Raw genomic sequence first — 14242 nt, 5'->3', positions numbered from 1 at the left:
CGGACGGGCGCAGGCGTTTCCTCGTTTTGTGCGGGCGAGGGAGGCCGGGGATGACGTCAGCAGTGCGGGTCCAGCTCGGTGAGGACGGGGCCGACGCCGAGCGCGTCGAGCAGCTCGCCGGGTACCTCCGAGGGGAACTGATCGATCGCGGGATCGCCGATGTCCAGGCGCTGCCCGCCGGTCCGCCGCCGCCCGGCTCGCGTGGACTCGACGCCGTGACGGCGGGCGGGCTGCTCGTCACGCTGGGGAAGTCCGCCGAAGGGCTGCGCTCGGTCGTGACGGCCGCGCGGGAATGGCTTTCGCGCGGCGGACGGGTGAAGCGCACGGTGCGCCTCGAGATCGACGGCGACGTGCTGGAGCTGACCGAAGCGACCCTCACCGCTCAGGACAAGCTCGTCGACCTGTTCGTGAGCAGGCATTCGGCGCCATGACCGGCGAGCGGCGTGCCCTGATCATCGCCAACGGCGAGTACGACAACCCCGGACTGAGCGCGCTGCGGTCCCCGGCGGCCGACGCCGAGGCGCTCGCCGAAGTCCTTGCCGACCGGAACATCAGTGAGTTCGACGTCCAGGTGGTGCGCGACGAGACCGCGCACGTGATCGCGAGCCGGGTCGAGGACCTGTTCGCCGACAGCGCGCCGGACGACGTCCTGCTGGTGCATTTCTCTTGCCACGGCTTGAAAAGCGAGTCCGGCGAGCTGTTCTTCGCCGCCCGCAACACCCGGCCGGAGCGGCTGGCGTCGAGTGCCGTTCCCGCCGACTTCGTCCAGCGCTGCCTGCGGATGAGCCGGTCGCGGAGCATCGTCCTCCTGCTGGATTGCTGCTACGGCGGTGCTTTCGGCCAGGGGGTCGCGGTCCGCGCCACCGGCGAGGCCAACGTGCTCGACGCGTTCCCCAGTGGCGGTTTCGGCGGCCGCGGGCGTGCGGTGATCACCGCCTCGAACTCCATCGAGTACGCCTTCGAGGGTGATCACCTCGCCGACGACCACGCGCGGCCGTCGGTGTTCACCTCGGCACTGGTCGAGGGTCTCCGGACGGGGGACGCGGACCGCGACGAAGACGGCTGGATCGCGCTCGGCGAGCTGTACGACTACCTGTTCGACAGCGTCCGGGAGCGGAACCCGAACCAGACGCCCAGCCGTGACATCGAGATGCAGGGCGAGCTGTACCTGGCCAGGAGCAGGCGCCGCCGGATCAAGCCGTCGCCGGTCCCCGCCGATCTGCTCGCGGCGAGCGAGGATCCGAACATGTTCACCCGCCTCGGCGCGGTGACGGAACTCCAGAGACGGCTGACGAGCGAAAACCTCTCCGTCGCCATCGGAGCCCACGAAGTCCTCACCACGATGGCGCAGACCGACATCCAGCACATCGCCGAGGCCGCCGGCGTGGCGCGACGGGAAGCCAGGGTACGCACCGAGCCCGGCGTGGTGCGGTTCGGCGAGGTCGTCCGGGGAACGCGGCCGGTGGCGCGGATCCGGCCTGCCGGACCGCCGATCGCGCGGGCCTGCCGGTTCGCGTCGTCGGATTCCTGGCTGAAGGTGACCGAAGTCGACGGCGGGGCCGAGATCGCCCTGGACCTGGCGGAGATCGGGCCGTTCGACGGGCGGATCACCGTGACCGGACCGACCGGCGAGGTGGTGGTGCGGGTCGAGGGCCAGGTCGTCGAGGAACCGGTGCCGGAGCCGCGACCAACGCCGAGCCCGCCGCCCGAGCCTGAGCCCGAGCCTGAGCTGGTGCGCGATCCGGCTCCGGAGACGCCGGAACCGCCCGCCGAGGTGCCTGCTCCACGCCCGAAGCCCGACCCCTTCGCCGTCGCCGCAGGTCTGTTCGCGTTCGCGGCCGCGGTGTACCTGGTGGTGATCGCGTTCCAGCTCAGCAGCAGCGCGGAGGACTTCTTCGAGGACGGCGGCTGGACCGTCTTACCGCTCATCGCGTTCGCGATCGGGGCGGGGAGCGCGATGTTCCCACCGAAGACGCGGCGGATGGCGGGTCCGGGGCTGCTGTGCGGACTGGCGCTGCTTTCGGTGGCCCCGTACGGCCCGGTCGTCCTCGTGCTCGCCCGCGGTTGCCTGATCGTCGCGGCCGCCTGGGCGATGGTTTCGCTGCGGCGCGACCGGATCTTCCGGCTCGGGCTGGGGAAACCGCGGGGCGCCTACGCCGTCGCGGCGCTCGTGGCCGGGATCGGTGGCGCGGCCGGTCTCGTGATCGAGGCAGGCGAACTCTTCGCCTACTCGTCGAGCCGGGCCGACGAGGGCGCGATCTATCTCGTGGTCGCGGTGCTGGTCCTGACCGGGACCGTGCTCGGCGCGTTCCTGCGGCCCGTCGCGTTCGGACTGGCCTTCCACGGCGGAGTGGCAGGCGGCGGCATCGTCATGGTGTGCATGCTGTTCTACGCGATGCCGAGCAGTTCGCGGGTGACCGGAGCGGGCTGGGGGATCGCACTGGCGATGATGATCTGCCTCGCCGTCGTGACCGGTTTCGCCGCCCGCAAAGCGAAAGGCTGACGATGCCCGCGATCCGCCTCGCTACCGTCGAGGACGCCTGGCCCATCGCCGAGGTGAACGTCCGGTCGTGGCAGTCGGCGTATCAGGGCCTGCTGCCCGAGCTCTATCTGCGCGATCTTTCGGTCGAGGGCCGGGCCGCCCGGTGGCAGCGGATCCTCGCCGATCCCGCCAACCGCGGCGACGTCCTGGTCCTCGTCGAGGACGGTTCGGTCGTCGGCTTCACCGCCGTCGACCGTGAACGCGGGGAGCTGCGCGCGATCTACGTCGAACCCGCGCACTGGGGAACGGGACTGGGCAGGCTGCTGCTCGACACCGCCGTCGCCGCGCTGCGGGATTCAGGACACCGTGAGGCGACGCTCTGGGTGCTCGACTCCAACGAACGCGCCCGGCGCTTCTACGCGGCCGCGGGATGGACGCCGGACGGCGCGGAGAAAACCGACACCATGCCCGGCGAAGACGTCCCATTGTGCGAAGTGCGCTACCGGATCGAACTCGTCAGCGTCCCGTAAGTCTGTCGAGGGACAGGGCAAAGGTGACGTGTCCGGGCAGGATGGGCGATCTCGCGTGACCAGACGTCGCACGCCCGAGATCGCCGTCTGATCACGCGTGTCGTCCGGCCGGTCACGCGAAACACCGGGTCGGTCCAGGACTCGTGAGAGCCGACAGCCGAGCAGGACACGTTTGCCTGCAGGGCACGAACTCGTCAGCGCGTGAACCAGGCGCGTTCCTCGGGCTTATTGAGGACGATGATGATGCCGATCGCGATGCCCATGCCGATCAGCTGGGTGATCGCCCCGCCGCTGATCAGGCCGATCACCGCCAGGACCACGGACAGCCCTTCGACACCGATCACCGTGGGTCGCACCCAGGCCGAACCGCGCGAGATCCGGATCGCGCACGCGATCAGCACGGCGGAGACCACGAAGCCGAGGATCGCCAACGCCAGTGCGAGTCCCGCTTCCTCGTTGCCGTGGTCGAGTTCGTTGATCGCGAGGGCGGTCACGAGCACGCTGGCGAGGAGATTGAAGACCGCCTGGATCCATAGGAAGACGCGGACCGTCTTGAGCTGGCGCGGCATCTCCCGCGCCTTGTTCCGGACTTCCTCGGTCATGAAGGGCTCCCTCGTTCGGCACGGAGAGACCAGTGTGGACCCGGAACTCCTTGGCGCTGACGGTAAAACTGTCCTCAGCCCGTGACCAACACTCCCGCAGCCAGCGGGTCTCGGGTGTCGCGAAAGCCACTTTCGGGACACCAGGCGTCCCGAAAGTGGCTTTCGCGACACCTCCTGCGAGGCCGCGTACCCATCGTCGACACCCGTTCAACGCGCTGGCGAACCGCATCCAGAGGACTAAACGCGGCGGTTGGCATCACGAACTACCGCGTTCAGTCCTCTGAATGCGGCTCGCGGACGAAGGAACCAGCGGCGGCAGCGGCGGCCACCGCCCGCGCCGTGACCCGCGCGTCCGCCACCGTGACACTTTCCCGCGAAAGGAACAGCCGGTAGAACATCGGCCCGCACACCGCCCGCACCAGCTCGTCGCCGTCTGTACCGGGGGGAACCTCGCCCCGCGCGACTGCCCGTTCCGCGATCGGCGCCATGCGCACGTGCCTGTCCGCGTAGAAGTCGTGCAGCGCCTCGGCGGCCAGCGGCGACTGGAAAGCCGCCAGCACCGACGCCGTCGGCAGTTCCTTCAGCGCGGGTTCGGTGAAGTACCGCACGACCTCCGCCGCCACTCCGTACAGATCGTCTTCGAGCGACCCGGTGTCGGGCGCTTTCCAGTCGTCCTCCGCGCCCATCTGCAACGCGGCGGCGACGAGACCGTCCGGTGAGGACCAGCGCCGGTACACCGTGGTCTTGTGCACTCCGGACCGTTCGGCGACCGCGTCCACGGTCAGTTCGCCGAAGCCGCGTTCGGCGAGCAGGTCGAGGGTGGCGTGCAGGACGGCCTGGCGGGTGCGTTCGGTCCGGCCGCCGGGCCGCTGGAAACCGGTTGCCAATTGCTACTCCTGTTGCGTTAGTGTGGCCAGTATGTCAGACCCAGCGAAGATCGCCGAACTCATCGGGGACGCGAAGATCGTCGCCATCGGTGAGAACAACCACCACATCCACGAGTTCGGAGACCTGCGCAATCGTTTGCTTCGCCATCTCGTCGAGCACCACGGCTTCCGGGTGGTCGGTTTCGAATCCGGCTTCGCCGAGGGCAGGCTCGTCGAAGACTGGCTGAACGGCTCTTCCGGAGACGTCGCCGACATCGGCCGTGACGGCTTCACCTTCTCGCTCGGGGAGTCGCCCGAGGCGCACGAAATGCTGACGTGGCTCCGCGAGCGTGGCGACGTCCGCTACTACGGCCTCGACGTGCCGAGTTCCGCGGGCTCGCCCGTGCCGTCGCTCGAAGCGGTCCGCGCGTATCTGTCCACTGTGGATGAATCCGCCGTGGCCCTTGCTGACGCGGCGATCGAGGCGACCAAGGGATACGCGTCGGTCAGCAGCGCGGAAGCGCCCGCCAAGTACGCCGCCCTCGACGACGCCGCCCGTGACAAAGCGACCGCGGCGCTCACCCGGCTCAAGACACACCTCACCTCGTTGCGTCCGGTCTACGGGAACACCGCCGTCGCGGAGCACCACGTCGAAGGTGCGCTGCGTGTCGACGCCTACCTCGCCGAGGTGGCCGCGATGATGTCCGGCACCGCGCCCGCCTTGCAGAGCGGTTCGCGCGACGCGTACATGGCCGAGAGCGTCCGCCTGATCCGGCGCCTTCACGGCGACGACACGAAGATCGTCGTGATGCTCCACAACGGACACCTCCAGCGCGTGCCGTTCTCGCCGTTCCCCGGCCTCACCTCGCCTTCGGCCGGGACGCATCTGGCCGCCGAGTTCGGCGACGACTACTTCGCGCTGGGGCTCACCGCGGTCGAGGGCGAGACCACCGGCCTCAAACCGGATCCGGCCGCGCGGCTCGGGTTCACCGTGTACCGCCAGGACCTGGACGCACCCGCGGACGACAGCGCCGAAGCCGAAGGGCCGGGGCTGATCGACCTCCGCCCGCGACGCGGAACCGAGGGTCCGAGGAGCATCCGCCACGCGCATCTGTTCAACCCTGTCGACGTCGTCGACGCCTTCGACGCGCTGGTCTGCTTCCCGAAGTCGACGGTCAGCGGACACCTCCGACCGGCCCCAGCCGATCGAGTGGTTGAGGTTGCCACTGGCGGGTGACAGGCGTAGGCCCGAGGCATGATCATTCGACTGGTACGGGTCATGGCCGCGCTCGCCCTCCTGGTGTTCGTGGCGCAGCCCGCCTCCGCGACGGAAGTCCAGCAGAACCCGCCGAACTGGGGACTGGACCGGATCGACCAGCGAACGGGCCTCGACCAGCTCTATCACTACGAGACCGACGCCAAGGACGTCACGGTCTACGTGATCGACAGCGGCGTCGACGCAGGCCATCCGGACTTCGGCGGCCGGGTGAAGCCGGGCAAGGACTTCCTCAACGGCGGCACGGACACCACCGACACCAACGGGCACGGCACGTACCTGGCCGGTGTCGCCGCGTCGAAGAGCTACGGCGTCGCGAAGGCCGCGCAGATCGTGCCGGTCCGGGTGATCGACGCCCAGGGCGGCGGCGCGACGGACAAGATCATCGCCGGTATCGACTGGGTGACGCAGAACGCACACCAGCCCGCCGTCGCCGTTCTCGGCATCGGCGGCACCGCCAACGACCAGCTCGACGCCGCCGTCCGCGCGCTCGCGGCGGTCGTCCCGGTCGCCCTCCCGGCCGGTGGCGAGGCCACCGACGCGGGACAGTTCTCACCCGGCCGGGTGACCGAAGCGCTCACCGTCGGCTCGACCGACGCCAGTGACCAGGTCGGTTCCACTTCGAACTACGGCGAGGTCGTCGACCTGTTCGCCCCCGGCGTCGACGTGCCGGGACCCAACGCCGGGGGCAGCGGCGGCCGGGTGCTCAGCGGGACCTCGTCGGCCGCCGCGCATGTCGCGGGCGTGGCCGCGCTGTACCGGGGCCTGCACCCCGAGGTGTCGGCGCCGGACGTGACGAAGGCGCTCGTCGACCTCGCCGCGGTCGACGTGCTGACCGGCGTCCACGCGGGTACCGCGAACCGGTTGCTCCAGGCTCCCGGCGCGCAACTCAGGCGGGGATGACGTCCATCACCTGGGCAACAACTCCCGTCCTGCGGGAGCGAGCAGGTAACGTGCCTCACCTACCGATCCGATGATGGGAAGGACCGGCATGTTCCGCAAGGTACTGGTCGCCAACCGGGGTGAGATCGCCATCCGCGCGTTCCGCGCCGGATTCGAGCTCGGCGCGGGCACGGTGGCTGTGTTCCCGCACGAAGACCGCAATTCGCTCCACCGGCTGAAGGCCGACGAGGCCTATGAGATCGGCGAACCCGGTCATCCGGTGCGGGCCTATCTGTCGGTCGAGGAAATCGTGGCGGCCGCCAAGAAGGCGGGCGCAGACGCCGTCTACCCCGGCTACGGCTTCCTCTCCGAGAACCCGGACCTCGCGCGCGCGTGCGAGAACGAAGGCATCACCTTCGTCGGGCCGAGCGCGGACATCCTCGAGCTGACCGGGAACAAGGCCCGCGCGGTCAAGGCCGCGCGCGAGGCCGGAGTGCCGGTGCTCGGCTCCTCCGAGCCGTCCTCCGACGTCGACGCGCTGATCGCCGCCGCCGAGGAGATCGGCTTCCCCGTCTTCGTCAAGGCCGTCGCCGGCGGTGGCGGACGCGGTATGCGCCGCGTCCTGGAACCCGCGCAGCTGCGTGAGTCCATCGAGGCCGCCGCGCGCGAGGCCGAGTCGGCCTTCGGCGACCCGACGGTCTTCATCGAGAAGGCCGTCGTCGAGCCGCGGCACATCGAGGTCCAGATCCTCGCCGACGGCGAGGGCAACGTGATCCACCTCTACGAGCGCGACTGCTCGGTCCAGCGCCGTCACCAGAAGGTCATCGAGCTGGCCCCCGCGCCGAACCTGCCTTCGGAGCTGCGGGACCAGATCTGCGCCGACGCGGTGAAGTTCGCCCGCCAGATCGGCTACCGCAACGCCGGCACCGTCGAGTTCCTGCTCGACAAGGACGGCAACCACGTCTTCATCGAGATGAACCCGCGGATCCAGGTCGAGCACACGGTGACCGAAGAGGTCACCGACGTCGACCTCGTCCAGTCGCAGCTGCGCATCGCCTCCGGCGAGACGCTCGAAGACCTCGGGCTCTCGCAGGACAAGGTGTACCTGCGCGGCGCCGCCCTGCAGTGCCGCATCACCACCGAGGATCCCGCCAACGGCTTCCGCCCGGACACCGGGATGATCAGCGCGTACCGCTCGCCCGGCGGCTCCGGCATCCGCCTCGACGGCGGCACCGCGTTCTCCGGCACCGAGATCAGCGCGCACTTCGACTCGCTGCTGGTGAAGCTCACCTGCCGCGGCCGTGACTTCAAGACCGCCGTCGGCCGCGCGCGGCGCGCCGTCGCCGAGTTCCGGATCCGCGGTGTGGCCACGAACATCCCGTTCCTGCAGGCCGTCCTCGACGACCCGGACTTCCGCGAAGGCCGCGTCACGACGTCGTTCATCGAGGAGCGCCCGCATCTGCTCACCGCGCGCCATTCGGCCGACCGCGGGACCAGGCTGCTGACCTACCTCGCCGACAAGACGGTCAACAAACCGCACGGCGACCGTCCGCGCACCCTCGACCCGCAGGTCAAGCTGCCCAAGCTGGCCAAGGACCTCGAACCGGCGCCCGGCTCGAAGCAGAAGCTCACCGAGCTCGGCCCGGAGGGCTTCGCGCGCTGGCTGCGGGAGTCGCCGACCATCGGCGTCACCGACACCACCTTCCGCGACGCGCACCAGTCGCTGCTCGCCACCCGCGTGCGGACGAAGGACCTGCTCGCCGTCGCGCCGGTCGTCGCGCGCACCACGCCGCAGCTGCTCTCGCTGGAGTGCTGGGGCGGCGCGACCTACGACGTCGCGCTGCGCTTCCTGGCGGAGGACCCGTGGGAGCGGCTGGCGAAGCTGCGGGAAGCGGTGCCGAACATCTGCCTGCAGATGCTGCTGCGCGGCCGCAACACCGTCGGCTACACGCCGTACCCCACCGAGGTGACCAACGCCTTCGTCGAGGAGGCGACGGCGACCGGCATCGACATCTTCCGGATCTTCGACGCGCTCAACGACGTCGAGCAGATGCGCCCGGCGATCGAAGCCGTCCGCGAGACCGGGTCGGCGGTCGCCGAGGTGGCGCTCTGCTACACCTCGGACCTGTCGGACCCGTCGGAGAAGCTCTACACGCTGGACTACTACCTCAAGCTGGCGGAACAGATCGTCGGCGCGGGGGCGCACGTCCTGGCCATCAAGGACATGGCGGGCCTGCTGCGGGCACCGGCGGCGGTGCGGCTGGTTTCCGCGCTGCGCAAGGAGTTCGACCTCCCGGTGCACATCCACACGCATGACACCGCGGGTGGGCAGCTGGCGACGTACCTCGCCGCGATCCAGGCCGGGGCGGACGCCGTCGACGGTGCCGTCGCGTCCATGGCGGGCACGACCTCGCAGCCGTCGCTTTCGGCTCTCGTCGCGGCCACCGACCACTCGGACCGGCCGACCGGGCTGGACCTGCAGGCCATCGGCGACCTGGAGCCGTACTGGGAGAGCGTGCGCAAGATCTACGCGCCGTTCGAGGCCGGTCTCGCGTCGCCGACCGGACGCGTCTACCACCACGAGATCCCCGGCGGGCAGCTGTCGAACCTGCGCACGCAGGCGATCGCGCTCGGCCTCGGCGAGCGGTTCGAGGACATCGAGGCGATGTACGCGGCCGCGGACCGGATCCTCGGCCACCTGGTGAAGGTCACGCCTTCGTCCAAAGTGGTCGGTGACCTCGCGCTGCACCTCGTCGGCGCGGGCGTCTCGCCCGCCGACTTCGAGGCGGAGCCGAACAAGTTCGACATTCCCGACTCGGTGATCGGCTTCCTGCGCGGCGAACTGGGCGACCCGCCCGGCGGCTGGCCGGAGCCGTTCCGCACCAAGGCCCTCGAAGGCCGCGCGCAGCCGAAGCCGGTGCAGGAACTGTCCGAAGAGGACCGCAAGGGACTGGCCGAGAACCGGCGCCAGACGCTGAACCGGCTGCTGTTCCCCGGCCCCACGAAGGACTTCGAGGCGCATCGCGAGCAGTACGGCGACACCTCGGTCCTGCCGTCCAAGGACTTCTTCTACGGGCTGCGCCCCGGAGAGGAGTACTCGGTCGACCTCGAACAGGGTGTCCGGCTGCTGATCGAGCTGGAGGCCATCGGCGAGGCCGACGAGCGCGGGCTGCGCACGGTGATGTCCACGCTCAACGGCCAGCTGCGCCCGATCCAGGTCCGCGACACCTCGATCGCGTCGGACATCCCCGCGACGGAGAAGGCCGACAAGGGCGACCCGAAGCAGATCGCCGCGCCGTTCGCGGGCGTGGTCACGCTGCAGGTGTCCGAGGGCGACGTGGTCGAGGCCGGTGCGACGGTCGCGACCATCGAGGCGATGAAGATGGAGGCGTCGATCACCGCCTCCGCGGGCGGCAAGGTGTCGCGGCGCGCGATCAACGCCGTCCAGCAGGTGGAAGGCGGGGACCTGCTGCTCGTCCTGGAGTGATCCGGCTCGATTGAAGTACGTGAAGGCCCCCTTCACTGCGCCAGGCGCAATGAAGGGGGCCTTCACGTACTCCACCGGGCGGCGGGGCGCACGGTGGTGTCGCGAAAGCCACTTTCGGGACATCAGACGTCCCGAAAGTGGCTTTCGCGACATGCTCGCCGGGCCTTGGGGTGACCGCTCGCTCCCAGCCCGCCGCCGAGGTTGCGAAAGCCACTTTCGCAACCTTCAGCGTTGCGAAAGTGGCTTTCGCAACGTGCCACCACACCCCGGCCGCCGGCCTTCACGGACTTGCGGCCGCCGCTAACGTGGACCGGTGCTGATCAACGCCGTACCCCAGTTTCAGGGCGCGCTGACGAAGCGCGCGCCGGAGATGCCCGACGGCTGCGTCGCGCTCGCCGAGCTCGCGGGCCACGTGCTGGGCGTACCGGTGCACCACATCCGGCAGACCCGCGAGACCTCACCCGCGGTCGACGGGATCGCCAACCGCGAGGTGCTGACCGGCGGGAACCGGGCCGCGCAGCTCGCCGCGCTGGAGGCGCCGGGCGGGCCGGTGCTGACCATCGGCGGGGACTGCGGCGTCGAACTGATCCCGATCGGGGTCGCGCGTTACCGCTTCGGTCCCGGTCTCGGCGTCGCCTGGTTCGACGCGCACGCCGACCTCAACACCGCGGGGACGTCGCCGTCGGGCGCGTTCCACGGCATGGTGCTGCGGTCGCTGCTCGGCGAGGGCGACCCGGATTTCGCCGCGAACCCGCCGCTCGAACCCGGTCGCGTCGTCCTGGCCGGGACCAGGGCTTTCGACGACGCCGAGCGTGCCGCGATCGACCGCGGGCTGGTCGTCGAAGCCGACGACGTCGCCGCCGGGCTGGCAGGCTCGGACAAGATTTACGTCCACCTCGACCTCGACGTGCTCGACCCTGGCGAGTTCGACGGACTGAACTTCCCGGAACCCGGCGGCTTGACGATCGAGCGTCTGGTGGCGATGCTTCGCGGGCTGAAGGGCTTCGAGGTCGTCGGCGCCGGGATCACCGAATGCGTCGGTACCGAGGTGCGCGCGCTGGAGCCCGTGCTCGAAGTACTCGGTGAATTGCTCACCGAAACGCAGTGACACTCCGTCACGAACTTGGTCGCTTCGGCCGTTCGTACGTATGACACGGGGCGTTTGCCGGGCACTTGTCATCAAAATTCAGGGATGCACCGTGATTTTGTCACGGCTTTGACAAGAAAACGGTTTCTTCTGCGAAAGGTGACACATTCAAGAGCGACATCGCGATGTGTTCGTTGTCACCTCACGACGATCGTGGGATGGCGGGACGCTGGGCGGAGCAAAGGAGCTGCGATGTCGGTGGAGCGCGGGATCGAACACGCTGCGCAGCATCCTGCGTCGCTACCTCGCAAGCTTGCCGACATTTTGCGACCGGAACTGGGCAGTCTCGCCAACGAGATCGTCGACGAGATCCGGGCGACCATCCCCGCGTACGCGCGCCCGCTCGACGGGCCCTACGGCAAGTCGATCCGCGCGGGCGTCGAGTACGCGATCACGCTGTTCGTCGCCCAGATCGCCGATCCCAGCGTCTCCAAGGAGCAGTCGCACGAGGTCCATCACCGGCTCGGGCAGAACGAGATGCGGGAGGGCCGGAGCCTCGACACCCTCCAGTCCGCGTATCGCGTCGGGGCACGGGTCTCGTGGCGGCGCATCATGCGGGTCGGCCGCCGCAGCGGGCTTTCGTCCGCGGTGATGTCGCAACTGGCCGACGCGATGCTCGCGTTCATGGACGAACTCGCGTCCGTCGCGCTGGACGGCTACCTCGAAGCCAAGGCGCGCACCGCGGGCGCGCTGGACACGTGGCGCCGCAAGCTGCTGCACCTGGTGCTGGAAACCCCGCCCGCGCCGTCGAAGGCGATCGCGGAACTCGCGCAGCTGACCGGCTGGCCGGTGCCTGAACGCGCGACACCGGTGGTGCTGCACCCGATCGACGAAAACGTCAGACCGCGGCGGCACAACGCCGTGGATTCGGACGTCCTCGCCGAACTCGACTGCGCTGAGCCGCGTCTGCTCGTTCCCGGCGAGATCTCCGGAGCCCGCCTCGCCACCCTGCAGGCCGCGCTGCCGGACTACCGGCTGTCGATCGGCCCGTGCCGCCCGCTGGACTCCGTCGCCGATTCGCTGCGCTGGGCACGAGACGCCCTGCGTCTCTCCGGACGCGGGATCATCCCGGTCCGGCGCGTGATCCGCGCCGAAGAGCACCTCGCCACCCTGCTCGTGAACGCCGACTCCGTGCTGACCCGCCAGCTGCGCGACCGCCTGTTCGCCCCGCTCGCCGACATGACCGGGAAACAGCAGGAACGGCTGCTCGAAACGCTTCGTGCCTGGCTCGACAGCCAGGGCAACGTCGTCGACATCGCCGAGCGCCTCCAGGTGCACCCGCAGACCGTCCGGTACCGCATGCGGCAGCTGCAGGCGACCTTCGGCGAGCACCTGCGCGACCCTGGCGCGCGGTTCGAAATGGAGCTCGCGCTGCGGGCCGGTGTCACTCCTGCCTCGGCGCCCGAGGGCTATGCGCTGCCGGAGGTTCTTCCGGCGCCGCGCAAGAGTCCACAGTGGACGCCGAGCGGGTCCTAGCCTGCTTGTGCGAGTACGTTCGGAAGTCCGTGAAGGCCTCCTTGAGGGACTCTGATTCCCTCAAGGAGGCCTTCACGGACTTTGCCACCGCTCAGCGGCGCGCCACCGGCGGTTCGACGTTGGGGCATTTGCGTTCCGGGTCCCACGGCAGGCCGACCTGGTTGATCCCGACACACGCCTGGTTGCCCGGCCCGGACGCCATCCCGGTCAGCAGCGAGTCGAGGTCTTCCTTCACCCCGCAACCGGAGAACGCGGGCAAGGTGAAGTCCTTGTAGGCGGGGTCCTCCCACTTCGGATCGGTGCGCACGACACCGCCGGTGAACATCCCGTATTTCTCGCCGCGAAGATTGATCTTGATCGGCTCGGCCGTGAGGCAGTGGTCGCCGACGTCGAGGACGACCCCGTTGATGGTGACTTCGCTCAGCTTCCCGTAGACCCTGAGCGGAGTGAGGACCGTCGAGCTCCCCGACGGCTCCGGGATCGCCACCCCGTTGACGTCGATGATGTGGTTGCCGGTGGCGTAGTCCTCGGGCAGCAGTTCCATGGTCGCGCTGATCGGGACGAAGCCGTAACCGAGGAACGTCATCCGGCTCGGCGGCATGATGAGCGAGCCGGTGACCTTTCCCGGCCCCTCGGTGTTCTCCAGGTCGACTTCCCAGACGGCGTTGATCATGATCGCGGGCTTCAGGCGCGCGAACGCGCCGAGTTTCGCGACCGACGACGTGCCCTGCAGTTCGAACGGCTGCAACGCGATGGGGAACAGGCCGCTGGCGTGGATGTCGTCCGCGGCTCGCGTGCCGTCCCCTTGCTTCTTCTGCTCACCGGGCTTGCCGGGCTGTGGCTTGGGTTTCCCGAGAGGCAGGAGCGCGACACTGCCGAGCAGGGTGTCCTGATCCGGCGCCTGGGTGCAGGTGATCGGCTTGAGCGGGGTTTCGGCGGCGGTCAGCGCCAGTGACGGTACCCCCGTGCTCAGCCGCAGTTCGGACGGCACGTTCAGCAGGATTTCGGGAACCTTGCCCGTCGCGACCAGTTTCAGTTCGCCGGTGGCGGGTACCTTCGTCGCCGGGATCGTCAGGGACACCGGCACCGGGGTCTTCTTGTCCCCGTTCGCGGCCGTGAGCTCGACGGCCGCTCCACCCACGACCTCGGTGGCTGCCCCGAGCGCTCCTTCGCCGATGGTGAAGGTCAGGGAGAAGTCCTTCACCTGTACGGGTTTCCCGGTGGGGACGACCTTCGGCAACGTGGCCTTGGTGTCCACTGTGACCGGTCGCGGCCCGACGGGATCCGGGAAGACACAGGTGTTCGCCAAGGTTCGCTGCGCGGTGGCCGTGCCCTCCAGCGGCGGCGTGGCCGGTGCCGTCGGGTCGGTCGCCGCCGACGAGACCAGCGCGCCGTTGACCCCCGCGAGCAGGATGACGCCCACCAGAACGGGAAACCTCCCGAGTGCCCGGCGAACCTGCTGCGTCATGGGGGTTCCTCTCCTGCCTTGAGCCA

General features: G+C 69.5%; 11 protein-coding genes. 8 read left to right on the top strand and 3 right to left on the bottom strand.

The features are described from left to right. Positions 1–50: 50 nt before the first annotated feature. From AMYAL_RS0107945 to AMYAL_RS0107935, 3 genes are read left to right on the top strand one after another with little or no spacing between them, the layout of a single operon-like run. Positions 51–431, top strand: coding sequence for a hypothetical protein (locus tag AMYAL_RS0107945; protein ID WP_063712231.1), 381 nt, complete (start codon positions 51–53; stop codon positions 429–431). Then, positions 428–2503: a caspase family protein gene (locus AMYAL_RS0107940; RefSeq protein ID WP_026466844.1), complete on the top strand. Its 2076-nt coding sequence runs from the start codon at positions 428–430 to the stop codon at positions 2501–2503. Before AMYAL_RS0107945 ends, AMYAL_RS0107940 begins: the two co-directional genes overlap by 4 nt. A gap of 2 nt (positions 2504–2505) precedes the next feature. Then, the gene (locus tag AMYAL_RS0107935) at positions 2506–3012 is read left to right on the top strand and encodes a GNAT family N-acetyltransferase (protein ID WP_020630778.1); all 507 of its coding nucleotides are present in this window, start codon (positions 2506–2508) and stop codon (positions 3010–3012) included. A gap of 194 nt (positions 3013–3206) precedes the next feature. Here AMYAL_RS0107935 and AMYAL_RS0107930 read toward each other — a convergent pair whose 3' ends face one another. Then, on the bottom strand, positions 3207–3614 hold the full coding sequence (locus AMYAL_RS0107930) for a hypothetical protein (protein ID WP_020630777.1): 408 nt from the start codon (positions 3612–3614) through the stop codon (positions 3207–3209). Between the two features lie 272 nt (positions 3615–3886). Next, the gene (locus AMYAL_RS0107925) at positions 3887–4501 is read right to left on the bottom strand and encodes a TetR/AcrR family transcriptional regulator (RefSeq protein WP_020630776.1); all 615 of its coding nucleotides are present in this window, start codon (positions 4499–4501) and stop codon (positions 3887–3889) included. 31 nt (positions 4502–4532) lie between these two features. Between AMYAL_RS0107925 and AMYAL_RS0107920 the strand changes: the two genes are divergently transcribed. The 5 genes from AMYAL_RS0107920 (at position 4533) to AMYAL_RS0107900 (ending at position 12748) form a co-directional block, all read left to right on the top strand. Further along, the gene (locus tag AMYAL_RS0107920) at positions 4533–5717 is read left to right on the top strand and encodes an erythromycin esterase family protein (RefSeq protein WP_020630775.1); all 1185 of its coding nucleotides are present in this window, start codon (positions 4533–4535) and stop codon (positions 5715–5717) included. A gap of 18 nt (positions 5718–5735) precedes the next feature. Next, complete coding sequence (locus AMYAL_RS0107915; protein ID WP_425332175.1) at positions 5736–6659, top strand: S8 family peptidase; 924 nt, start codon at positions 5736–5738, stop codon at positions 6657–6659. Positions 6660–6747: 88 nt separating this feature from the next. Next, on the top strand, positions 6748–10125 hold the full coding sequence (locus tag AMYAL_RS0107910) for a pyruvate carboxylase (RefSeq protein WP_020630773.1): 3378 nt from the start codon (positions 6748–6750) through the stop codon (positions 10123–10125). Positions 10126–10438: 313 nt separating this feature from the next. Then, positions 10439–11233: an arginase family protein gene (locus tag AMYAL_RS0107905; RefSeq protein ID WP_020630772.1), complete on the top strand. Its 795-nt coding sequence runs from the start codon at positions 10439–10441 to the stop codon at positions 11231–11233. A gap of 231 nt (positions 11234–11464) precedes the next feature. Beyond that, positions 11465–12748, top strand: a complete 1284-nt coding sequence (locus tag AMYAL_RS0107900; protein WP_020630771.1) for a PucR family transcriptional regulator — start codon at positions 11465–11467, stop codon at positions 12746–12748. Positions 12749–12839: 91 nt separating this feature from the next. Here AMYAL_RS0107900 and AMYAL_RS0107895 read toward each other — a convergent pair whose 3' ends face one another. Continuing rightward, the gene (locus AMYAL_RS0107895; RefSeq protein WP_026466843.1) at positions 12840–14216 is read right to left on the bottom strand and encodes a DUF6801 domain-containing protein; all 1377 of its coding nucleotides are present in this window, start codon (positions 14214–14216) and stop codon (positions 12840–12842) included. Between the last annotated feature and the right edge of the window lie 26 nt (positions 14217–14242).

This window comes from Amycolatopsis alba DSM 44262, from assembly GCF_000384215.1.
GTDB classification, from domain to species: Bacteria; Actinomycetota; Actinomycetes; order Mycobacteriales; family Pseudonocardiaceae; genus Amycolatopsis; species Amycolatopsis alba.
This window is presented reverse-complemented; position numbering and strand designations above follow the sequence as displayed.

Coding starts and splice junctions, on each gene's coding strand:
- AMYAL_RS0107945 (WP_063712231.1), top strand. CDS start 51: ATGACGTCAGCAGTGCGGGTCCAGCTCGGTGAGGACGGGGCCGACGCC.
- AMYAL_RS0107940 (WP_026466844.1), top strand. CDS start 428: ATGACCGGCGAGCGGCGTGCCCTGATCATCGCCAACGGCGAGTACGAC.
- AMYAL_RS0107935 (WP_020630778.1), top strand. CDS start 2,506: ATGCCCGCGATCCGCCTCGCTACCGTCGAGGACGCCTGGCCCATCGCC.
- AMYAL_RS0107930 (WP_020630777.1), bottom strand. CDS start 3,614: ATGACCGAGGAAGTCCGGAACAAGGCGCGGGAGATGCCGCGCCAGCTC.
- AMYAL_RS0107920 (WP_020630775.1), top strand. CDS start 4,533: ATGTCAGACCCAGCGAAGATCGCCGAACTCATCGGGGACGCGAAGATC.
- AMYAL_RS0107915 (WP_425332175.1), top strand. CDS start 5,736: ATGATCATTCGACTGGTACGGGTCATGGCCGCGCTCGCCCTCCTGGTG.
- AMYAL_RS0107910 (WP_020630773.1), top strand. CDS start 6,748: ATGTTCCGCAAGGTACTGGTCGCCAACCGGGGTGAGATCGCCATCCGC.
- AMYAL_RS0107900 (WP_020630771.1), top strand. CDS start 11,465: ATGTCGGTGGAGCGCGGGATCGAACACGCTGCGCAGCATCCTGCGTCG.
- AMYAL_RS0107895 (WP_026466843.1), bottom strand. CDS start 14,216: ATGACGCAGCAGGTTCGCCGGGCACTCGGGAGGTTTCCCGTTCTGGTG.